General features: G+C 69.4%; 16 protein-coding genes. 12 read left to right on the forward strand and 4 right to left on the reverse strand.

Features of this window, described 5'->3' with window-relative positions; translation table 11 throughout:
- The first annotated feature begins 137 nt into the window (after positions 1–137).
- Genes pdhA through HW532_RS09325 form a run of 4 tightly spaced genes read left to right on the forward strand, consistent with a single transcriptional unit; the run spans position 138 to position 4,483 of the window.
- A complete protein-coding gene (gene pdhA, locus HW532_RS09310; RefSeq protein WP_246479773.1) occupies positions 138–1,265 on the forward strand; it encodes a pyruvate dehydrogenase (acetyl-transferring) E1 component subunit alpha in 1,128 nt (375 codons plus the stop codon).
- A complete protein-coding gene (locus tag HW532_RS09315; RefSeq protein WP_213164104.1) occupies positions 1,262–2,242 on the forward strand; it encodes an alpha-ketoacid dehydrogenase subunit beta in 981 nt (326 codons plus the stop codon). The genes pdhA and HW532_RS09315 overlap by 4 nt, the downstream gene beginning before the upstream one ends.
- Complete coding sequence (locus tag HW532_RS09320; RefSeq protein ID WP_213164105.1) at positions 2,239–3,357, forward strand: dihydrolipoamide acetyltransferase family protein; 1,119 nt, start codon at positions 2,239–2,241, stop codon at positions 3,355–3,357. Before HW532_RS09315 ends, HW532_RS09320 begins: the two co-directional genes overlap by 4 nt.
- A 19-nt stretch (positions 3,358–3,376) precedes the next feature.
- Complete coding sequence (locus tag HW532_RS09325; RefSeq protein ID WP_213164106.1) at positions 3,377–4,483, forward strand: Glu/Leu/Phe/Val family dehydrogenase; 1,107 nt, start codon at positions 3,377–3,379, stop codon at positions 4,481–4,483.
- A gap of 6 nt (positions 4,484–4,489) precedes the next feature.
- Here HW532_RS09325 and qhpR read toward each other — a convergent pair whose 3' ends face one another.
- Positions 4,490–5,500: an AraC-like transcriptional regulator QhpR gene (qhpR, locus tag HW532_RS09330; protein ID WP_213164107.1), complete on the reverse strand. Its 1,011-nt coding sequence runs from the start codon at positions 5,498–5,500 to the stop codon at positions 4,490–4,492.
- Between the two features lie 252 nt (positions 5,501–5,752).
- Between qhpR and peaA the strand changes: the two genes are divergently transcribed.
- The 7 genes from peaA to ccsA all read left to right on the forward strand — a co-directional run bounded on the left by peaA (position 5,753) and on the right by ccsA (position 14,942).
- Positions 5,753–7,309, forward strand: coding sequence for a quinohemoprotein amine dehydrogenase subunit alpha (peaA, locus tag HW532_RS09335; RefSeq protein WP_213164108.1), 1,557 nt, complete (start codon positions 5,753–5,755; stop codon positions 7,307–7,309).
- An 8-nt stretch (positions 7,310–7,317) separates the two neighbouring features.
- Entirely contained in the window at positions 7,318–8,751 is a 1,434-nt protein-coding gene (gene peaB / locus HW532_RS09340) for a quinohemoprotein amine dehydrogenase maturation protein (protein WP_213164109.1), read from the forward strand.
- Positions 8,748–9,071, forward strand: a complete 324-nt coding sequence (gene qhpC / locus HW532_RS09345) for a quinohemoprotein amine dehydrogenase subunit gamma (protein ID WP_213164110.1) — start codon at positions 8,748–8,750, stop codon at positions 9,069–9,071. The genes peaB and qhpC overlap by 4 nt, the downstream gene beginning before the upstream one ends.
- Positions 9,072–9,114: 43 nt before the next feature.
- A complete protein-coding gene (gene peaD, locus HW532_RS09350) occupies positions 9,115–10,227 on the forward strand; it encodes a quinohemoprotein amine dehydrogenase subunit beta (protein WP_213164111.1) in 1,113 nt (370 codons plus the stop codon).
- A gap of 85 nt (positions 10,228–10,312) precedes the next feature.
- Entirely contained in the window at positions 10,313–12,025 is a 1,713-nt protein-coding gene (locus tag HW532_RS09355) for an ABC transporter ATP-binding protein (protein WP_213164112.1), read from the forward strand.
- Positions 12,022–12,720 carry a subtilisin-like serine protease QhpE gene (gene qhpE, locus HW532_RS09360; RefSeq protein ID WP_213164113.1) on the forward strand — a complete coding sequence of 233 codons (699 nt, stop codon included), beginning with the start codon at positions 12,022–12,024 and terminating at the stop codon, positions 12,718–12,720. Before HW532_RS09355 ends, qhpE begins: the two co-directional genes overlap by 4 nt.
- Before the next feature lie 62 nt (positions 12,721–12,782).
- Complete coding sequence (ccsA, locus tag HW532_RS09365; RefSeq protein ID WP_213164114.1) at positions 12,783–14,942, forward strand: cytochrome c biogenesis protein CcsA; 2,160 nt, start codon at positions 12,783–12,785, stop codon at positions 14,940–14,942.
- On the opposite strand, the gene qhpG is transcribed toward ccsA, so the two are convergent.
- Positions 14,914–16,308 carry a flavin-dependent monooxygenase QhpG gene (gene qhpG, locus HW532_RS09370; RefSeq protein WP_213164115.1) on the reverse strand — a complete coding sequence of 465 codons (1,395 nt, stop codon included), beginning with the start codon at positions 16,306–16,308 and terminating at the stop codon, positions 14,914–14,916. The two genes, ccsA and qhpG, sit on opposite strands and share 29 nt — an antisense overlap.
- Before the next feature lie 172 nt (positions 16,309–16,480).
- Between qhpG and glpD the strand changes: the two genes are divergently transcribed.
- Entirely contained in the window at positions 16,481–18,007 is a 1,527-nt protein-coding gene (glpD, locus tag HW532_RS09375) for a glycerol-3-phosphate dehydrogenase (RefSeq protein WP_213164116.1), read from the forward strand.
- Positions 18,008–18,037: 30 nt separating this feature from the next.
- Here glpD and HW532_RS09380 read toward each other — a convergent pair whose 3' ends face one another.
- Together HW532_RS09380 and HW532_RS09385 are read right to left on the reverse strand one after the other, a co-directional pair.
- Complete coding sequence (locus HW532_RS09380) at positions 18,038–19,717, reverse strand: ABC transporter ATP-binding protein (RefSeq protein WP_213164117.1); 1,680 nt, start codon at positions 19,715–19,717, stop codon at positions 18,038–18,040.
- Positions 19,707–20,531: an ABC transporter permease gene (locus HW532_RS09385; protein WP_213164503.1), complete on the reverse strand. Its 825-nt coding sequence runs from the start codon at positions 20,529–20,531 to the stop codon at positions 19,707–19,709. Before HW532_RS09385 ends, HW532_RS09380 begins: the two co-directional genes overlap by 11 nt.
- Between the last annotated feature and the right edge of the window lie 15 nt (positions 20,532–20,546).

The following is a 20,546-nucleotide window of genomic DNA, read 5'->3' on the forward strand; positions in this document are numbered from 1 at the left end:
CGACACTGCTCCCTGCCGTGGAACCCGCCGCGATCCGGCGGCGTTTCACATATGTGTTGCCCGGGTTGTTCCGCCGGAGGGAACCGATCGCCCGACGGCGGACCAGGTCGGTCGACCCCGATCATCGAGGCTGCACGGTGTCGCACGCTCCATCGCAACAGGCCAGTCCGGACGGCACGGTACCGCACACCGATCCCGTGCAACCAGAGATCAGGCGGTTTCTGCATCCCGACGGGACAGCCACCGGGCCGCTCCCCGAGCCGCTCGCCGATCCTGACCGCCTTGTCGGGCTCTATCGCGGCATGGTGCTGGCCCGCGCATTCGACGAGAAGGCCATTTCCCTCCAGCGGACCGGGCGGCTGGGGACCTATGCCTCCTCGCTCGGCCAGGAGGCGGTCTCCGTCGGGACCGCTGCGGCCATGGACGATGCGGACGTTTTCGCCCCCTCTTTCCGCGAGCACGGTGCCCAGCTCTGGCGCGGCGTGACGCCGGAGGAGCTGTTCCTCTATTGGGGCGGCGACGAGCGGGGAAGCGCCTTCGAGGGCCCGAAGCGGGATTTCCCCGTCTGCGTTCCCGTCGCCACCCACTTCCCCCATGCGGTCGGCGCAGCTCTCGCTCTCAAGCTCGACGGCGGCGCGTCCGTCGCGGTCGCCATCGGCGGCGACGGATCCACCTCGAAGGGCGATTTCTACGAGGCTCTCAACCTCGCCGGCGCGTGGCGCCTGCCTGCCATCTTCGTCATCTCCAACAACCAGTGGGCGATCTCGGTACCGCGGCAGGCGCAGACCGCGTCCCGGACGCTAGCGCAGAAGGCCCTCGCCGCCGGCATTCCGGGCTGGCAGGTCGACGGCAACGATGCCGTCGCGGTCGCATCCTGCGTCGGCGATGCCATTGCGCGGGCCCGCGAGGGTGCCGGGCCGACGCTGATCGAGGCGCTGACCTACAGGCTCGGCGACCACACGACGGCCGACGACGCCCGCCGTTACCGGAGCGACGAGGAGGTCTCCGGCCACTGGAAGGAAGAGCCCCTCACCCGCCTGCGGACCTATCTCGCCAATGAGGGCCACTGGGACAAGGACCGGGAGGAGGCCCTCATCCGCGAGGTCCGCCAGCGCATCGACGAGGCCGCGGAGCACTATCTCGCAACGCCTCCCCAGCTGCCGGAGGCGATGTTCGCCCACCTCTTCGCGACGCTGCCGGCGCCTCTCGAAGACCAGGTCCGCTCCCTCGGCGGCGATGCGGGCAACGGGGAGGGGTCCCCATGAGCGGCGTCACCATGGTCGAAGCGCTCAATCTCGCGCTCGCCCGGGCGCTTCGCGAGGATGAGCGGGTCGTGCTGCTGGGCGAGGATATCGCGGCGGATGGCGGTGTGTTCCGCGTGACGGACGGCCTGCTGGCGACATTCGGGGCCGACCGTGTCCGCGACACGCCCCTATCGGAGACGGTCATTGCCGGAGCCTCCGTCGGGCTCGCGGCGATGGGCTACCGCCCGGTCGCGGAAATCCAGTTCATGGGGTTCATCTATCCGACCATCGACCAGATGGCGAACCACGCCTCGCGCCTGCGCACGAGGACGCGCGGGCGACTGAGCTGCCCCATGGTGCTGCGCGCGCCCTATGGCGGCGGCGTCCATGCGCCGGAGCACCATTCGGAGAGCATGGAGGCGATGTTCGCCCACATTCCGGGCCTCAGGGTGGTCATCCCCTCCTCCCCGCGGGCGGCTTACGGGCTCATGCTCGCCGCGATCCGCGATCCCGCCCCTGTGGTCTTCCTGGAGCCGAAGCGCCTCTATCGCGCCGTGCGCGAGACCGTCGAGGACACGGGCGAGGCGCTCCCCCTCGACCGGTGCGCGGTGGAGCGCGAGGGCCGCGATCTCACGCTCGTGAGCTGGGGCGCCATGATGCTGGAGACACGCAAGGCGGCCGAGACGCTCGCCGGCGAGGGCATCGAGGCGGAGATCGTCGACGTACGCACGCTCGCCCCGCTCGACGCCCGCACGATCGTCGACTCCGTCCTGAAGACCGGGCGCTGCGTCATCGTTCACGAGGCCCCGCTGACCGGCGGGTTCGGCGCGGAGATCGCCGCCCGCCTCGCGGGCGAGGGGCTGATGTCGCTCGTCGCGCCGGTGGCCCGCGTCGCCGGCTACGATACGGTGATGCCCCTCTTGCGGCTGGAGGCGGCCTACATGCCCTCCACGGACCGCATCTGCGAGGCGGCCCGACAGGCAATGGAGTTCTCATGACCACCTTCCGGCTGCCGGATCTGGGGGAAGGCCTGAGCGAGGCGGAGATCGTCGCCTGGCATGTGAGCGCGGGCGATCACGTCTCCACGGACCAGCCGCTCGTCTCCGTCGAAACGGCCAAGGCGGTCATCGAGATCCCCTCCCCGCAGGCCGGCCTCGTAAGCCGCATCTATGGCGAGCCCGGCGACGTGCTGGCCGTGGGCGCGCCGCTCGCCGATATCGACGGCGGTCCGCAGGAGGAGCATGCGGGCATCGTCGGCGATCTTCCAAGCGCACCGGAGACGGAACAGCCCGCGCCCGCTGCTGCCGCCGCGGCCAGGGACGGCCGGCAACGAGAAGAGACCGCGGTCAGGGCGAGCCCGAAGGTCCGTGCCGAGGCACGCAAGCGCGGCATCGCGCTCGACACGGTGACCGGCACAGGCCCCGGCGGCACCATCACCATGGACGATCTGGAGACACATCCGGCCGGCACGGGAGATCCCGTCGCGGAGCCCCTGCGCGGCGCCCGCCGGACCATGGCCCGGGCGATGGCGCGTGCCCGCGACGAGGTTGCGCCCGCCACGGTCACCGAGGAGGCCGATATCTCCCACTGGAGCGCGGAGGATGACGTGACCGTCCGGCTCGTCAGCGCAATCGTCGACGCGGTGGCGGCCGAGCCCCGGCTCAACAGCTGGTACGATGGGGAGAACGACGCCATAGCCGTGCACGAGACCGTAGATCTCGGCATCGCCCAGGACACCGAGGCCGGCCTCTTCGTCCCCGTCCTGCGCGACGTGGCCGCCCAGTCGGCCGATGCGCTACGCGAGAGGCTGACGGCGCTGAAGACCCGCGTCCGCGAGCGCTCGGCAACCCCGGACGAGCTGCGCGCTCCGACGATCACCCTGTCGAATTTCGGCATGATCGCGGGGCTCCACGCCGCCCTCGTCGTCGTCCCGCCGCAGGTCGCGATCCTCGGCGCGGGGCGCATTGCCGAACGGGTGAAGCTCGACGGCGGCAAGCCGGTACCGGCCCGGATCCTGCCGCTCTCGCTCAGTTTCGACCACCGCGCCGTCACGGGCGGAGAAGCCGCACGGTTCCTCGCCGCCATCGTCACCTCGCTCGAAGCCGGCCGATAACCGCCCCGGGGGACCCGCCATGACCGATATCCTCGACAGTACCGACCCGCTCGGCCCGTATCAGGTGATCCACATTGCGCGCCACAGGCCTCATCTGCGCGCGATCCTCGTCGTCGACAACGTCGCATGCGGTCCCGCCATCGGCGGCACGAGAATGGCTCCCGACGTTTCCCTAGCGGAATGCCGCCGGCTCGCCCGCGCCATGACGCTGAAGAACGCCGCGGCCGGCCTGCCCCATGGCGGCGCGAAGTCCGTCATCGTCGCCGATCCGCATATGCCGCATCGGGAGAAGGAGGAGACCATCCGCGCCTTTGCCGGCGCCATTGCGCGCGTGGAGGACTACATTGCCGGCCCGGACATGGGAACCGACGAGACGGCCATGGCCTGGTGCCGCGACGAGATCGGCCGTGCCGTGGGCCTGCCGCGCGAGCTCGGCGGCATCCCCCTCGACGAGATCGGGGCGACCGGCTTCGGGGTCGCGATCGCGGCCCGCGTCGCACAGGAATTCTGCGGGCTGACACTCGAAGGCGCGCGGGTCGCCGTCCAGGGCTTCGGTGCCGTCGGCCGGCATGCCGCGCGCTTCCTGGCCGAGCGCGGCGCGGTGCTCGTCGGCGCGTCCGATTCCCACGGCACGCTCGTCGACCCGGACGGCATCGACATTCAGGATCTCATCGCCCACAAGGCTGCCGGCGGTCCCGTGAGCGACTATTCCGGCGGCCGGGCGCTCGACCGCGACGCCATCGTGGACGTGCCCTGCGACATCTGGATTCCCGCCGCGCGGCCCGACGTGCTGCGCGAGGACAATGCCGGACGTCTCGACTGCAGGATGGTGCTGCAGGGCGCGAACATCCCCGCAACGCCGGAGGCGGAGGCGATCCTGCACGAGCGCGGCATTCTCTGCGTGCCCGACTTCATCGCCAATGCGGGCGGCGTCATCTGCGCCTCCGTCGAGTATCACGGCGGGACGGAGGCGGTTGCGTTCTCCGCTATCGAGGAGAAGCTCCGCCGGAATACGCGCGAAGTCCTCGAACTGGCCCGCGACGAGGGGATATTGCCGCGCGCGGCTGCCGAACGGCTCGCCCGGGCACGGGTCGAGCGCGCCATGGCACTGCGCCGGTGGGCGTGAAGCCGCTCAGGGCCGAAGGAACTGCCGGCGGAACTGCGCGGGCGTCATGCCCTCATGTCTGCGATAGGCGCGCTCGAAGGCGGTGGTGTCCGAATAGCCGAGACGTGTCGCGACATCCGCAATGGCGATCTCCGGCTCGGCCAGCATGCGGCGCGCAATGCCGATCCGGCATTCCGCCAGAAGATCGGAATAGGTCGTCCCCTCCTCGTCGAGCCGGCGACGCAACGTACGCCGCGACATGCCGAGCACCACGGCGATGGCCGACTGGCCGACAGCATCGCGCCCGAGCCGCCCGATAATGTGGCGGCGCACGCGAACCGCGACGGGCTGGGCATGCTCCAGGCGCGACGCCTCATGCGCAAGAGCGCGCTCGAGCGGACGGAAGCTGTCCGCATTGCCGCCCGGCATGGGCAGGTCGAGCATGCGCGCCGGGAACCGGAGACTGTTGGTCTGCGCCCGGTAGCGGACCCGGCAGCGGGGTTCGTCGAGACGCACCCCGTCCGCACCGTTCGGACCGTGCTCGAAAGCAAGCTCGACAGGCCGCCAGTCGCACCCGGCTGCCCGGTCGACCAGCCCCGCCAGCACCGCCATGGTCAGCTCCGCGTCCTGGTCGCGCGGCCAGATCCGGGGATTGAGGATCCGATAGGAAACGGTGGCGATGTCGCCATCGACCTCCAGATCGATCATCGAGTCGCCCTGCACCATGGCGAAGGCGTCGCGAAACAGGCGAAGCGCCGCGCCGAGCGTCGGGGCGCGCTGAACGGCCTCCCCCACCCGGCCGATATTGGCGAGGTCGAACCGGGCCCCGACCGACCAGCCGAAGCCCGGCGCACGCAAAGCCTCCGCGGCGGCCTGCGAGAAGCCGACAAAGCTGCGCAGCGACAGGCTGGTCTCCGGCGATGGCAGGGGATCGGTGCCGATCCGGCGGCACAGGGCCAAGACGTCGCCGCCCCGCTCGCGAAGTGCGTCGATCGGGTCCCTGAGTGCTGAAGCGACGATATAGGAGCCATGCGGCACGAGGCTGCGTCTCCGGCAAACTGCCCCCGGAACAGTTTAGAACGATACTATCCTAGCCGCCCGAGGCGCCGTCAATAGACGCGAAGTTTGTCCGGAAATGTCGGAGCCACCGCGCAAGAAGAGGGCTATCGTTCGATGGAGGGACGGGAGAATGGCCCGCGCCACAAGAAGATTTCGTGCGGACCATTCCTGAAAACAAAGGGGTGGATCATGCGTGCTGCTCGGTTCGCGCCGGTTGTTGTCGCAACCGCGATGGCTCTTGTGGGAGGAAGCGGGCAGGAGGCCGCAGCTCAGGAACAGACGGCGGAAGCCCTGCTGAACGCCCGATGCTCGGCCTGCCACGAGCGCCGCGACGACGGAACCCTCAACCGCATCAGCGATGCCCGCAAGACGCCGGAAGCCTGGTTCATGACCGTCTTCCGCATGACCAACATCCACGGCGTCCAGCTCACCGACGACGAACAGCGCACCATCGTCAAGTACCTGTCCGACACGCAGGGCCTCGCCCCGACGGAGGGGGCGGACTACCGCTATGCGCTCGAAAAGGCGCCCGGCAGCATCGACACCGCCCCGAACGACACGCTGTTCCAGATGTGCGGGCGCTGCCACACCTTCGCCCGCGTCGCGCTGCAGCGCCGCGACAAGGCGGACTGGACGAAGCTCGTCCACTTCCATCTGGGCCAGTTCCCGACCACCGAGTATCAGGCGCTGGGCCGCGACCGCGACTGGTTCGCCATTGCGACCGGCGATGTCGTCGACCAGCTCTCAAAGCTGTTCCCCTACGAGACTGACGCCTGGGCGACGTGGAAGGACAAGCCCGCGCCGGACATGTCGGGCACATGGCGCCTCGCCGGCCGGCAGCCAGGCAATGGCGCCTATGAGGGTCACGCGACCGTCGCGAAGACCGGCGACGACACTTACGACGTGTCCATGTCCGTGACCTTCGCCAATGGCGACAGCCTGGAGCGCGAGGGCAAGGCCATCCTCTATAACGGCCATGAATGGCGGGCGAGCTTCCCCGGGGACGATCACGTCATCCGGCAGGTCTTCAGCGTGAGCGAGGACGGCGCCATGATGAACGGGCGCTGGATGTATCGCGACGTGGAGGCGCTCGGCGGCAGGATGACGGCCATTCGCGCGGAGGGTACGGACCCGCGGATCCTGAACGTCGTTCCCTCCGCCCTGAAGCAGGGCACGACTGCGCAGATCGCCGTCAACGGCGTCGGGCTCGGCGAGACCGTCGATCTCGGTCCGGGCGTGGAGATAGAGGTCCTGGACCGGTCGCCGGAGCGCATGGTCGTCAAGGCCACGGTCTCCGCGGACGCCGCGCCGGGCGCACGCACGGTCGTGACCGGGGATGCCGCGGCAAGCGAGGGTTTCGTGGTCTATGACCGCGTGGCCAGGCTCGAGGTGGAACCGGCGGAGACCATCGCGCGCGTCGGCGGTGCCGGCGGGCCGATCCCGAAGATCCCCGCGCAGTTCGAGGCCGTGGGCTATATGGCCGGCGCCGATGGCGAAGCGGGAACCGACGACGACATCCGGATCGGCCCGATGGACGCGGACTGGTCGACAGAGGATTTCGACGCACTCGCCGCGGAGATGAAGGACACCCGGTTTGCCGGCACCATCACGCCGTCCGGGCTGTTCGAGCCGGCCGGCGCGGGCCCGAACCCGGAGAGGCCGATGGACACCAATAATGCCGGCAACCTGTCGGTGGTGGCGACCGTCGAGGATGGCGGCGAGGCGGTGACCGGCAAGGCGCACCTCTTCGTCACCGTCCAGCGCTTCGTCACCACGCCGATGTGGTAGGAGGTTTCATGCAGACGCTCAGTCTCGTTCCGCAAAACGTCCACGAGGTGGCCGTCGAGGGCCGGCGAATGCTGCTGCACGTGCCCACCACCAGCCTGTTCGAGATGGACGAGGTGAGCGGGGCCGTCCTCGACCTGTTCCGGCATAACGGGGCGGTCAGCCCCGCAACCGTCAGCAAGGCCTTCGGGGCGAGCTACCGCCCCGACGACGTGGCCGACGTCATATCGAGCTTCGTCGATCTCGACATCGTGCGCGACGCGCGCGAGCCGGAGCGCGCCGACAAGCCACTGCCCGTGGAGGACTTCCCGCTCTCCACCATCGTGCTCAACGTCAATACCGGCTGCAATCTCTCCTGCACCTATTGCTACAAGGAGGACCTGACCGCGCCCGCCAAGGGCGAGCGCATGGAGTTCGAAACGGCGGTGAAGTCCTTCGAGCTGCTCCTGAAGCAGGCGAAGGACCGCAATCGCGTCAATCTCGTCTTCTTCGGCGGCGAGCCCCTGTCAAACATGCCGCTCATCCGCCAGATGGTCGACTATGCCGAGGCGCGGGGGCGCGAGGTCGGCAAGACAATCGACTTCAGCGTCACCACCAACGCCACGCTGCTGACGGAAGAGCTCGTCGACTGGCTCGACGCGCACCGCTTCGCCATCACCATCAGCATGGACGGGCCGAAGGCGCTGCACGACAGGAACCGGGTCACCGTCTCCGGCAAGGGCACCTACGACACCGTGGCGAAGAAGGCGCGCATGCTGCTTTCGCGCTACCGCTCGCGCCCCGTCGGCGCGCGCGTCACGCTGACCCGCGGGGTGACCGACGTTATCGCCATTCACGAGCATTTGAGGGACGAGCTCGGCTTCTTCGAGGTCGGCTTCTCGCCAGCGACCTCGGGCGCGGTCTCCGCCTTCAACCTGACGGACGAGGAACTCGCGTCGGTCTTCGCCGACATGAAGGTGCTGGGCGAGCGCTATGTGGAGGCGGCGATCGCGGGCCGCAATATTGGCTTCTCCAACATGCATCAGCTCATGACCGATCTCGCGGAGGGCACCAGGAAGGCCATCCCCTGTGGCGCCGGCATGGGCATGCTGGCGGTCGACAAGGAAGGCGACCTCCATCTCTGCCACCGCTTCACCGGCTCCAAGATGCCGACCTTCGGCAATGTCGACACCGGCCTCGACGAGGACCGGCTCGGCGCCTTCGTGGAGAAGGCACAGGACAAGACGGGGCGCGGCTGCGCGACCTGCCGCATCCGCTCGATCTGCGCGGGCGGCTGCTATCACGAATCCTATGCGCGCTACGAGGACCCGCTCCATCCCGTCTATCACTATTGCGAGCTGATGCGCGACTGGGTGGATTTCGGGATCTCCGCCTATACGCGCATCAACACCCACAATCCGGCGTTCTTCAAGCGCCATCTCGAACCGCGGAGGGCCGCGCCATGAAGCACCTGAAACCGGCGAACGCGAAGGCGGAGAAATTCGCCGAGGCGGCCGAAAAGGGCCAGACGGAGGAGGTCCGGCTGATGCAGACCATCGCCGGCTGCACCGCGACGCTGGACCCGGGCTGGGAGGTCGACGCCTTCGGCGGTGTCGCCGCGCTCTGCCAGCCCATGGAGGCCGATCTCTATGGCTGCTCCGACCCGTGCTGGTGGCCCGCCCAGGTCGCCGACACGCTCAACACCTATCCGAACTGGAACAACGACGCGCCCGCGACCGAGAAGGACTGGCGCAAGCTCAACTCCGTCTATCCGGAGAAGGGCTGACGGCCCTCGCGGAACGCCAGGCTTGAGACAAGGGGAAGACAAGATGAACGGGGCTCGGCGGATCATGAAGACATCGCTCGTGGCGGCGGCCACCGCCCTCGTCGCGCTGGGGGCCGGCGCCGGCACGGCCCATGCCAAGGACTACATCCTGACCAGCGTCAAACCCGACACGCTCGTCCTCGTCGACGCCGCCGCGCGCAAGGTGGACAAGGCCTACAAGGTGCCCGATGCGGAACCCGGCGTGCTGACCATCACCCCATCGCCCGACGGCAAGACCGCCTATGTCCTGATCAATCGCTGGGAAAGCATCTCCGGTATCGACCTCGACAGCGGCAAGCAGGTCTTCCGGGCGGACTTCTCCAGCGGCGAGGAGCGGGTCAAGGGCATGTTCGGCATGGACATCTCGCCGGACGGCTCCGAGATCGCCGTCTACCAGTCCCCGGTCGCGCTCGGGCTCGGCGAGTACGAGGTCAAGCCGACGCGCATCGCCTTCTACGACACTTCCGCAGGCATGGATGCCAAGCCGGTGAGGACCATTCCGGTGCCGCGCCAGATCACGCTGATCATGTATTCGGCCGACGGCAGCAAGCTCTACGGCCTCGGGCGCGCCGTCTATGTCATCGACCCGAAAACCGGCGACATTCTCGACGAGCACAAGACGCAAGGCTGGGACCGGGAGAACTTCGCCCCGCCCGACATTCTCGACGTGTGGAGCCAGTGGGAGCAGGCGGGCGTCATGGTCACGCCCTACTACACCGCGCGCACGGACATGGACCCGATGGACCCTGAGGCCTATGTCACGGGCATTCTTTCCCTCGATCTGAAGACCGGCGCCTTCGATCTGTCGGATGTGGAGAACACGGACATCTTCTACTTCTCCTCGGTGGCGAGCCCGACCGATCCCGACATCGTCTTCGGCGCCTATTCCCAGCTGTCGAAATTCGACACCAGCGCCGGAAAGGCACTCGGGCGCGTCGATCTCGACCACAGCTACTACGCGATCAACATCTCCAGCGACGGCAAGGAGGTTTATGTCGGCGGCACGCTCGGCGACATCTCCGTCCACGATGCCGAAACGCTTGAGAAGATCGGCTCGATCGAGATGCCCGACGGCGCGAGCCAGGGGATTTCCAGCGTCCGGATCATCGAGCGGTAGGGCCCATGATATCGGCCCGAGTGACGGTGGCCGAGGCAAGGATTAAGCTGCTCCTGATGCCGTTCCTCGGGAGGCCCATGGCGTGGTGACCGGCGCGACCGGATCGAGGCGCGAGACCTATCGCTGGCTCTATTCCTTCGTCAGGCCGAACCTTCCGGCCCTGATCGTTGTGCTGTGCCTGTCGCTTCTTGCCAGCGCGCTGGGGCTCGCCCAGCCCTATCTGACCAAGCTCCTGATCGACCGCGGGCTGGTCGCGGGCGACTTCTCCGCCATCGTTACCCTCGCGCTCGTCATGCTCGGCCTTGCCGTGGTCGGCGCCGGGATCGCCACGCTCAACCGCTGGCACTATGTGAGCGTGTCGGGGCGCATCCTGTTCGCGATCCGCGCGCATATCTACCGCCATCTCCAGACCTTGTCGCCGAGCTATTTCACGCGCACGCGCTCAGGCGACCTGATGGCCCGGCTCGATGGCGACATCGCGGAGGTGCAGCGCTTCGCGACCGATTCCGCGCTCGCCCTCGTCAATGGTGTCATCGTGCTCGCCGGCGCGCTGACCTTCATGGTTCTTCTGTCCCCCCTTCTCTCGCTCATTGCCTTCGCTCTGCTGCCGCTCCATGTGGTGTTCCTGCGCGTCGTGCGCCCGCGCATCGAGCTGTCGCTGCGCGATCTGAGGGCGCAGGCGAGCGGCCTCTCCTCCTTCTTCTACGACACGCTTCAGGCCATGAAGCTCATCCAGTCGGTGGGTGCGGAGCGCCGCGAGGCGGAGCGGCTGGACGGCCTCCAGGCGCGCTATTTCGGCAGGCTGCGCCACCAGCAGATGCTCGACCAGGCCGCGAGTGTCATCCCCGGCCTGTTCACGCTCGCGGGCGTCGCCCTGGTCTTCGTCGCAGGCGGTGCCATGGTCATCGACAAGACCATGACGCTCGGCACGCTGATCGCCTTCACCGGCTACCTGACCCGCGCGGTCGGCCCGGTGAACACGCTGCTCGGCCTCTATGTGGCGCTCAAGCGCGCGCAGGTGAGCCTCGACCGCGTGGAGGAGATCCGCCATGCCCGGCCCGATGTCTGCCAGCCATCGGCACCCGAAGCCCTGCCCGCCGGCGCGGGCGGGACCATCGAGCTCATCGGCGTGAGCTTCGCCTATCCCGGCGAGGAGACGCAGGTCCTGACCGACACGAGCGCCGTCTTCCCGGCGGGCGCGAAGGTCGCAATCGCCGGGCTCTCCGGGGCCGGCAAGTCGACGCTGATCGACCTCCTGCAGCGCCACTACGACCCCGGTGCCGGCCGCATCCTCCTCGACGGAACGGATCTTGGGCGGCTCGACCTCGCGGCACTCAGGCGCAAGGTCGCGGTCGTCTCGCAGGAGACCCTCCTCCTGAGCGGCAGTGTGGCGGAGAACCTGCGCTACGCCGCCCCCGAGGCGAGCGACGGGGAGGTTCGGCGCGCGGCGGAGATGGCCGCCGTTTCCACCTTCGTGGACGCCTTGCCGGAGGGCTACGAGACGGAGCTCGGCACACGGGGGCTGCGGCTCTCCGGCGGTCAGCGCCAGCGCATCGCCATTGCCCGCGCGATCCTTCAGGACCCGCTCGTCCTCATTCTCGACGAGGCGACGTCGGGCGTCGACACGGAAACGGAAGAGGCGGTGCGCCGGGCCCTCGACACCGTGTTCTCCGGCCGCACGCGCATCGTCGTCGGCCATCGCTCGACCATGGCTGAGGACGCCGACCTCGTCTTCGAGCTCGTCGGCGGACGCCTCATCGCGCGCGACCCTGTGCAGGAGAGGACACCGGCGCCATGAGCGGGGAGGTGACCGTCGGCATTCTTGACAGCGGCGTTTCCGGTGCCCTCGCCCCCCGCCTTGCGCGCTACCGGCGGTTCCATCCGCTCGACAATGGCAGGATCGCCGCCGGCCCGCCCGTCGCCGACGAGACCGGCCATGGCAGCGCGGTCACGCAGACCGTCCGCGTGCTCGCCCCGACGGCCCGGCTCGCCCATGCGCAGGTCTTCTCCGGCGCCCATCTCGCAGCGCCCGCCACCATCGCGGCAGGCCTCGACTGGCTCGCCGGCGACGGCGCCGACCTCGTCGTCATGTGCTTCGGCCTCGCCGCCGACCGCGCGGTATTGCGGACCGCCTGCGCGCGCGCCGTCGAGCGCGGCGCGATCCTTGTCGCCGCCTCGCCGGCGAGAGGCCCGCAGCCCTTCCCTGCCGCCTACCCCCATGTGATCGCGGTCACCGGCGATGCGCGCTGCGCGGCCGGAGAGGTCTCCCATCTCGATACGGCACAGGCGCTCTTCGGCACCCATTGCCCGCCGCCGGACAGCACGCGGGCCCCGCGCTTTGCCGGTGCGAGCGCCGCGGCCGCCCATTTCGCCGGCCTCGCCGCCGCCTGGCTCTGCACCGCGCCCGGCGGCGGACGCGAGGCCCTCCTGGCGCATTTCAAGGCCGCCGCCCGGTATCGCGGCGCCGAGCGGCGCGGCGCGGTGGCGGAATGAGGCGGATGCAGTCACCCCCTCGCCCTCCCATCGCTGGCCCAAAGCATTCCGGGTGACGCAGTGTGAGCCTGCCGGATACCATACTCCTCGCCGCCGAGCGTGCGGCGCTGCTCGGCGCCACTATCGCCGCGCTCGCGGCCATACCGCCATGGCGCGGGCGCCGCATGGCGGGTGCGGTCTCGTTCGTCCTTGCGCTGGCGAGCATGTCCGCTCTCGCGTGGCATTTCCTCACTGACGATTTCTCCTATCGTCTCGTCTGGCTCCTGAGCGCACCCGAGCTCGCCCCATGGCTCAAGCTCGCAAGCCTGTGGGCAAGCGACAGCGGAACCCTGCTCCTTCTCGGGCTGCTCGCCTCGGGGCTCGCCCTGCGGCTTGCCCGACATGACGGCTTCGCAGGACCCGGCGCCTTCCTGCTCGCCGGCGTCTTCCTCGCCGCCGCCCTCATCTTCGACCCATTCCGGCAAACGCCCCCGGAGCTTCTGGCGCAGGCGCCCCATCGGGGCATGAACGCCCATCTCACCCGCATCTGGATGGCGCTTCATCCGCCGCTCGTCTTTCTCGCCTACATGCTGATCATCGCGCCCTGGGGTGCCATGGCGGAGGCACTCGCCACGGGGCGCGGCGCATGGCGGGATATCGCCGCCGTCCAGATGCGCCTGAGCTTCCTGATCCTGTCGGCGGGCATCGCGCTTGGCATGTGGTGGGCCTATGAGGATTTCGCCTACGGGACCCTGTGGCACTGGGACCCTGTTCAGACGGCGATCTTCGCCGCCTGGGCCTTCCTCACAGGTCTCGTCCACGCCCAGAGGCGCTACCGGCCTGCCGGGCCGTTCGCCATGAGCCATCCCGCGCTCGGCCTGCTCGCCGCGATTGCCGCGCTCGGCGCCATGGCCATCACCCGCGAGCCGACGCTCGTCTCCTCCCATCGCTATGTCGGCGAGACATCGGCGGCGATCCTCTTCGCACTCACGGGCGCCCTCGCCGCGGTCCTTGCCGCCGCCGCCGTCTACCGGCTGGCGCGGGGGCCGGGGCTCCGGCTGGCGACCGGCGGGGAACGCAGCACCGCTCTTATCGTCGCGGTGGCGCTGTTCGCGGCGCTGGGCCTCGCCGCCCTCGCCCAGATCGCCATCGCCTATGCCAGCGCGCTCATGGAGCTGCCGCGCCCGAAGGACCTCAAGCCGTTCTTCGAGATGTTGCGCAACTTCGCGCCGGCCCGCGAGATCGAGGAACTGCGCACCGCCTTCGCCCAATGGGATATCGACACCTACGGCATGAACCGGTGGCTCGCGCCGCTGGCCGTGCTCATCGGGCTCACCGGCGGCTATTACTTCATGCCGCTCGCCCGGCGATGGCGCTGGGCGGCGACGGGGCTCGCCATCGCCGCCTGCCTCGCCGCCGCCTTCTGGATCCATCCCTTCGCGCGCTGGTACGAGGGCACCGGCCTCACCTCCGGCAAGACGGTCGCGCTCTTCCCCTGGCTCGACGCCCTTCTCGCCTCGACCGCCTATCTCGCTCTCGCAGCGGCCACGGCAGGGGTCAGGGCCGCACGCGCCAAGGACGAGCCCCGCTCTCGCCTGGGCTACGATCTTCCCGTCGCCCTCATCCATCTCGGCGTGATGGTCGCGCTTCTGACCGGCCTCGCGGCGACCGTTCTCGACAGCTATGCCCAGCGCTTCGTTTCCTTTCCCGAAGCCCTCAACCGGCCGATCTCCTTCCCGGACGGCTATGCGCTCACCGTCGACGTCGTCTCCACGAGCCGCAAGGCCGATGGCGCGCGCACGGCGGACGGGCAGGCCGCCTTCCGGTCCGTCGCGACGGTCGGATGGACACTTGAGCGCCACGGCTCCGTCATCGGCCGCGAGACCGGGCACACTGTCTATCGCGATGCGCGCCCGCCGGCGGAGACGGGTCTCGGGGCCGTCCGGCTCATGTGCGAGATGATCGACTACCGCTATGCCCGCTATCGCAGCGGCGACACGCAGATCATCCATCCCCTGATCTCGCGCGGCCTCCTGAGCGACGTCCAGATCTGGTTTCCCGCCGTTGCAGGCGCATCGCCCGGAGAGGGCCGCGCACCGGTTGTCCTCAAGGTCTTTCCCCTGCTTTCATGGGTCTGGATCGGCCTTGCCGCGGCGGGCGCCGGCGCGCTCTGGTTCTTCATCGCCGAAATGGCCAGGCGCCGGCAACGGCGCGTCACTCGCTTGCGACCGGCCGGAGGCTGATCCGCTCGCCAGGCTCCAGAAGCCGGCGCGCGCCGAGCCAGGCAATGGCCGTATCGAGGGCTCCCGGGGACACGCCGAGCGCCTGCCGCGCCGCTTCCAGGGCCGCCCCGGCCGGCTCGCCCTGCCGGTCCCTCAGTAAGTCGCAAAGCGCTGCGATCTCCACCCCGTCGATCATCCAGATACCGCGGGGCTGGTCGGGGGTGACGCAGACCCGGCGCTCCACGATGAGCCCATGGCAGTTGACGGGCCGCCGCACGATCCGCGCCTCGCCCGAACCCGCCGCCTCATGGGCCGGCACGCCATCCGGCCAGTCGCGGCGCGCCCGCCAGAAGGGCCGGTCGGCGAATGCATCGCACAGGCGATAGAAATCGCGGCCCACGCGGGCATAGCGCATGAAGGCCAGTTCGGCCCTTTCGGTGAAGAACCGCCGGGCAAGCGCCGAGCGCTTCGGCGCACGCAGCATGGTGCGCACGGTGGCCGCGCCCGCGAGCGCGGAGCCCAGCGCCTCGAACACGCCATGGCCGGACAGGGGATCGACGGCCAGCGCGGCATCGCCGATGCGTATGGCATCGTCCGCGATCAGGGGTCGGCTGAGATAGGGCGTGGCATTGCGCGCCTGCGGCGGCATGGTCCAGCCGGCCGACCCGATCTCGCGGCCGGCTTGCGACAGGCGCTTGACGCAGTCGGCGAACAGGGCCTCGAGCCCGCCGCGCTTCGGCAGCCCGCCGGCGCTGTCGACGAAGATCTGCAGTACGGCACGACCGCCCGCGGCAACGCTCCAGGCCCAGCCATCGCCGAAGGCCTCGACCATGGTGAAGGAGTCGGTATCGGGGATCTCGGCCTCCGTGACGAGAGCCGTCGTCTCCGGCCCGCGACGAACCCAGGCGGCGGGCTTCGGTGCGGCGCGTCCGCGCGCCTCCACGAGGAACCGGGCCTCGAGGGTGCACGGCGCCCCCGCCTGCGGGAGACAGGCGACGCGCCAGCCCGCCCCCTCCGGCAGCCTTTCGCACTCCGGTCCGCCCCGGCCGAGCCGGATCACGGTGACGCCCGCCTGCTCGGCATCGGCGAGGAGCGCGTCGTTGAACGCATCGCGGGCCGTCACATATTCGCTGTTGCGGGCCTCGGGCGGCGTTCCCCACGCGACGCGCCTGCGCACCATCGCCCCCATGGCGGCGCGCGCATGCTCAAGCCCGTGCGCCTCCAGCCCCGCCGCGACCCGGTCCGAGAGCCCCTCGATCCGCCCGCCGGGCCGCCGCACCGTAACCAGCGCCACCGGGATGCCGGAGCGTGCGAGGTCGACGGCGAGCGTGACGCCGGCCGGCCCGCCGCCCAGAACGGCGACTGTGCATGTGCGCTCCACGGCCATCGCGATCGTCCGGAAAGCGGGCTCCGTCCCTTCGTCTCCTCCTCCCGAAGACTAGCGCATTTCGGGCGCGGCGTGCATGCCCGGACACCCTCGTCGCAACGGAACCGGCCGCTTTCGATTTCCCTTGCGGTCTCTATACTGACCGTCGGTTCGATTGGCGGAGAAGACCCGGATGGGGGACGTCCCCTACGACATCGCTATCGTCGGCGGCGGTGTGAATGGCTGCAGCATCGCACGCGACGCCGCCGGGCGCGGCCTCAAGGTGTTCCTGTGCGAGATGGGCGACCTTGCCGGCGGCACCTCGTCAGCTTCCACCAAGCTCATCCACGGGGGCTTGCGCTATCTGGAGCAGTTCGAGTTCCGGCTGGTCCGCGAGGCGCTGGCGGAGCGGGAAATCCTGCTGCGGTCTGCCCCGCACATCGTCTGGCCGCTGCGCTTCGTCCTGCCCTACAGCGAAGGGTTGAGGCCGGAATGGATGATCCGGCTCGGCCTGTTCCTCTATGATCGTCTGGGGGGCCGCAGGCTCCTGCCGCCAAGCCGCAGGGTCGACCTCAGGCGCGACCCGGCCGGCGCGCCGCTGAGACCCGCCTTCGCGACCGGTTTCGAGTATTCCGACTGCTGGGTGGAGGATTCGCGGCTGGTGGTGCTGAACGCCGTGGATGCCGCCGAGCGCGGCGCGGATATCCGCACCAGAACGGAATGCCTGTCCGCCGAGCGCGGCGCAGAGGGCTGGACGCTCACCTGCCGGGCGCAAGGCGAGCGCCAGGCCTTCGCAGTCCATGCAACAACCCTCGTCAACGCGACCGGGCCGTGGATCGGCGGGGTGCTCGCCGACCGGCTCCACGCCACCGCCGCCGCGCCCGTGCGGCTGGTCAAGGGAAGCCACATCGTCGTGCGGCGCCTATTCGACGGCCCGCAGGCCTATATCGTCCAGAACGACGACGGCCGCATCGTCTTCGCGATCCCCTATGAACGCGACTTCACGCTGATCGGGACGACCGATGTCGACTATGAGGGCGACCCGGCCCGTGCCGCCATATCGCACGAGGAAACCGACTATCTGCTGGCGGCGATGGCCACCTATTTCAGGACGCCCGTCACGCGCGACGACGTGGTGCACAGCTATTCGGGTGTACGCCCGCTCTTCGACGAGGGCACGGCGGAGGCGCGCTCGGCAAGCCGCGATTATGTGCTGGACCTCGACGCCCCGTCGCAGGCGCCGGCCCTCCTCAACGTCTTCGGCGGCAAGATCACGACCAGCCGCACACTCGCGGAGGCCGCGCTCGACAGGCTGTCGGACCACCTCCCTGCGACGGCGGGACCGGCCTGGACGGCATCCGCCCCCTTGCCCGGCGGGGATTTTCCCGTCGACGGCTTCGGCCGGGAGGTGCGCAGCCTGCTCAAGGCGTGTCCGGTGCTGGCGGAGCCCCATGCCCGCCGGCTCGTGCGCGCCTATGGCACGCGCGCGGCGGCCATCGTGGAGGGGGTGAAGCAGACCGGAGATCTCGGCATCCGCTTCGGCGCCGACCTCCATGAGCGCGAGGTCGCCTATCTGATGAAGGCCGAATGGGCGGTGACGGCGGAGGACGTCCTGTGGCGGCGCTCCAGGCTCGGCCTCCATGTGGGGCCGGAAGACGCCCGCCGCCTGGAGGACTGGATGAGGCAGGCCTCGCGCGCCCGGACCGTGCCGGCCGGATAGGCGCAGAGCGCCCCAAGCCCCTCGCGCCCGTCACGGCGCGCCGGCGGGGCTTTCCTCCTCCAGCGTATCGCGCTCGGCAAGCACGCCGTCGAGCCAGTCGGGATCCATTTCCGGCACCGAGGAGAGCAGGAGCTCGGTATAGTCGTGATGCGGCGGGGAAAGGATCTCCGCCTTGGTGCCCTGCTCCACCACGCGGCCATTGTGCATGACCACGATCTCGTCGGCGATGGCGCGCACTGTGGCGATGTCGTGGGTGATGAACAGATAGGAGACCTGCAATTCCTTCTGCAGCCGGAGCAGGAGCTTCAGGATCCCTTCCGCGACGAGCTGGTCGAGCGCCGAGGTCACCTCGTCGCAGATGATGAGGTCGGGCTCGGCGGCGAGCGCGCGGGCGATGCAGATGCGCTGCTTCTGGCCGCCCGACAGCTCGCCTGGATAGCGGTCGGCGAAGGCGTCCGGATCGAGCTCGATCATCTGGAGGAGCTCGCGCACGCGCCGCTCACGCTCCGCGCCCCTGAGCCCCAGATAGAACTCGAGCGGCCGGCCGATGATGTCGCGGACGCGCTGGCGCGGATTGAGTGCCGTGTCCGGCATCTGATAGATCATCTGGAGCCGCCTCAGCGCCTGCCGGTCGCGGTTGGCGAGCGCCGGCGGCAGCGGCTCGTCATGGAACATCACGCCGCCAGACAGTGGCGGCAGCAGGCCGGTGATGACGCGCGCGAGCGTCGACTTGCCGGAGCCCGATTCCCCGACGACCGCCACGGTGCGCCCGCGCGGCACCTGCACGGTCACATTGTCGAGCACGGTGACGAGGCCGGCATAGGACGCCGACACGTCGTGGACGCGCAACAGGACGTTTCCGGCCCCCGTCTCCTCCTCCTTGCGCAGTGTGCGCACGGCGAGAAGCCGCTTTGTATATTCCCGCCGGGGATGCTCCAGCAGGGCGCGCGTCTCGCCCTCCTCCACGAGCTCGCCATAGCGCAGCACCATGATGCGGTCGGCGAGCTGGGAGACCACCGCCAGATCGTGGGTGATGTAGAGGGCCGCGGTGTCGAATTCGCGCACCACGTCCTTGATGGCCGCCAGAACCTCGATCTGGGTCGTCACGTCGAGCGCGGTGGTCGGCTCGTCGAACACGATCAGGTCCGGCCGGCAGGCCATCGCCATGGCGACCATGGCGCGCTGGAGCTGGCCGCCGGACACCTGATGGGGGTAGCGCCGGCCGAAGGTCTCCGGATCCGGCAGGTTGAGCTTGCCATAGAGCTCCACCGCCTCGCGCCGGGCCTCCGCCTCGCTCATCACGCCATGGGCGACGGCCGCCTCCGCATACTGGTCGATCAGCCTGTGGGCCGGGTTGAAGGAGGCGGCGGCACTTTGCGCGACATAGGCTACGCGCACGCCCCTCAGGCGCCGGCGCCCGGCTTCCGACAGCGCCATGATGTCCTGGCCATCGAAGACGATCTTGCCGCCGGAGATGCGGCAGCCGGGCCGGGCATAGCCCATGGCGGCGAGCCCCACGGTCGACTTGCCGGCCCCGGATTCGCCGATCAGCCCCAGCACCTCGCCGCGATGGAGCGTGAGGTCCAGCCCCTTGACGATCTCGTGCCAGGCCTCGTCGCTGAAGCCCTCGATCCTGAGCCCGCGCATGGTCAGGAGCGGTTCCGCCGGCGCCGATGCCGTCATGTCGGTCTCCCTCTCATCAGTGCTCATCGCGAAGCCCGCTCGTCTTGTGGAGGAACCAGTCGACGACGAAGTTCACCGCGACCGTCAGGAGCGCAATCGCGCCCGCCGGCAGGAGCGGCGTGATATCGCCATAGGTGATGAGCGTGGCGTTGTCGCGCACCATGGAGCCCCAGTCCGCCGTCGGCGGCTGGATGCCGAGCCCCAGGAAGCTCAGGGCGGAGATCAGCAGGAAGACGAAGCAGAAGCGCAGCCCGAACTCGGCCACCAGCGGCGGCAGGATGTTGGGCAGGATCTCGCGGCCCATGATCCAGCCGAGGCCCTCGCCCCTCAGCCGCGCTGCCTCCACGAAGTCCATCACCGCGACATTCATGCCGACGGCGCGGGCCAGACGGAAGACGCGGGTGGAATCGAGCACCGCGATGACGATGATGAGCACGGGAATGGAGGTGCCGAAGATGGTGAGCAGCAGGAGCGCGAAGATGAGCTGAGGGATCGCCATCAGCACATCCACGATGCGCGCGAGCGCCTGGTCGACCCAGCCCGCGACCGCGGCGGCCATGAGCCCCGCCGCGCCGCCGATCAGGAAGGCGAGGCAGGTCGTCATGAAGGCGATGCCGATCGTGTTGCGCGCGCCGTAGATCAGGCGGGTGAACATGTCCCGGCCGAGATTGTCCGTGCCGAGCATGAAGGCGCCGCCCCAGGGCTCGAACTCCATCCCGACGATCTCCGATTCGCCATACGGGGTGAGCAGGGGGGCGAACAGCGCCACGAACACATAGACGAGGATCACCGCAAGGCCGATCTTGGCCGTCCACGGCGCCCGCAGGAACTCGCGTCCCATCACGGCCCAGCGCGA

The organism is Kaustia mangrovi, assembly GCF_015482775.1.
GTDB lineage: Bacteria > Pseudomonadota > Alphaproteobacteria > Rhizobiales > Im1 > Kaustia > Kaustia mangrovi.

What these genes read in the sequence shown, in the direction of transcription:
- HW532_RS09315 (WP_213164104.1), top strand. Translation starts at nt 1,262, where the DNA reads ATGAGCGGCGTCACCATGGTCGAAGCGCTCAATCTCGCGCTCGCCCGG.
- HW532_RS09320 (WP_213164105.1), top strand. Translation starts at nt 2,239, where the DNA reads ATGACCACCTTCCGGCTGCCGGATCTGGGGGAAGGCCTGAGCGAGGCG.
- HW532_RS09325 (WP_213164106.1), top strand. Translation starts at nt 3,377, where the DNA reads ATGACCGATATCCTCGACAGTACCGACCCGCTCGGCCCGTATCAGGTG.
- peaA (WP_213164108.1), top strand. Translation starts at nt 5,753, where the DNA reads ATGGCTCTTGTGGGAGGAAGCGGGCAGGAGGCCGCAGCTCAGGAACAG.
- peaB (WP_213164109.1), top strand. Translation starts at nt 7,318, where the DNA reads ATGCAGACGCTCAGTCTCGTTCCGCAAAACGTCCACGAGGTGGCCGTC.
- qhpC (WP_213164110.1), top strand. Translation starts at nt 8,748, where the DNA reads ATGAAGCACCTGAAACCGGCGAACGCGAAGGCGGAGAAATTCGCCGAG.
- peaD (WP_213164111.1), top strand. Translation starts at nt 9,115, where the DNA reads ATGAACGGGGCTCGGCGGATCATGAAGACATCGCTCGTGGCGGCGGCC.
- qhpE (WP_213164113.1), top strand. Translation starts at nt 12,022, where the DNA reads ATGAGCGGGGAGGTGACCGTCGGCATTCTTGACAGCGGCGTTTCCGGT.
- qhpG (WP_213164115.1), bottom strand. Translation starts at nt 16,308, where the DNA reads ATGGCCGTGGAGCGCACATGCACAGTCGCCGTTCTGGGCGGCGGGCCG.
- glpD (WP_213164116.1), top strand. Translation starts at nt 16,481, where the DNA reads ATGGGGGACGTCCCCTACGACATCGCTATCGTCGGCGGCGGTGTGAAT.
- HW532_RS09380 (WP_213164117.1), bottom strand. Translation starts at nt 19,717, where the DNA reads ATGAGCACTGATGAGAGGGAGACCGACATGACGGCATCGGCGCCGGCG.
- HW532_RS09385 (WP_213164503.1), bottom strand. Translation starts at nt 20,531, where the DNA reads ATGGGACGCGAGTTCCTGCGGGCGCCGTGGACGGCCAAGATCGGCCTT.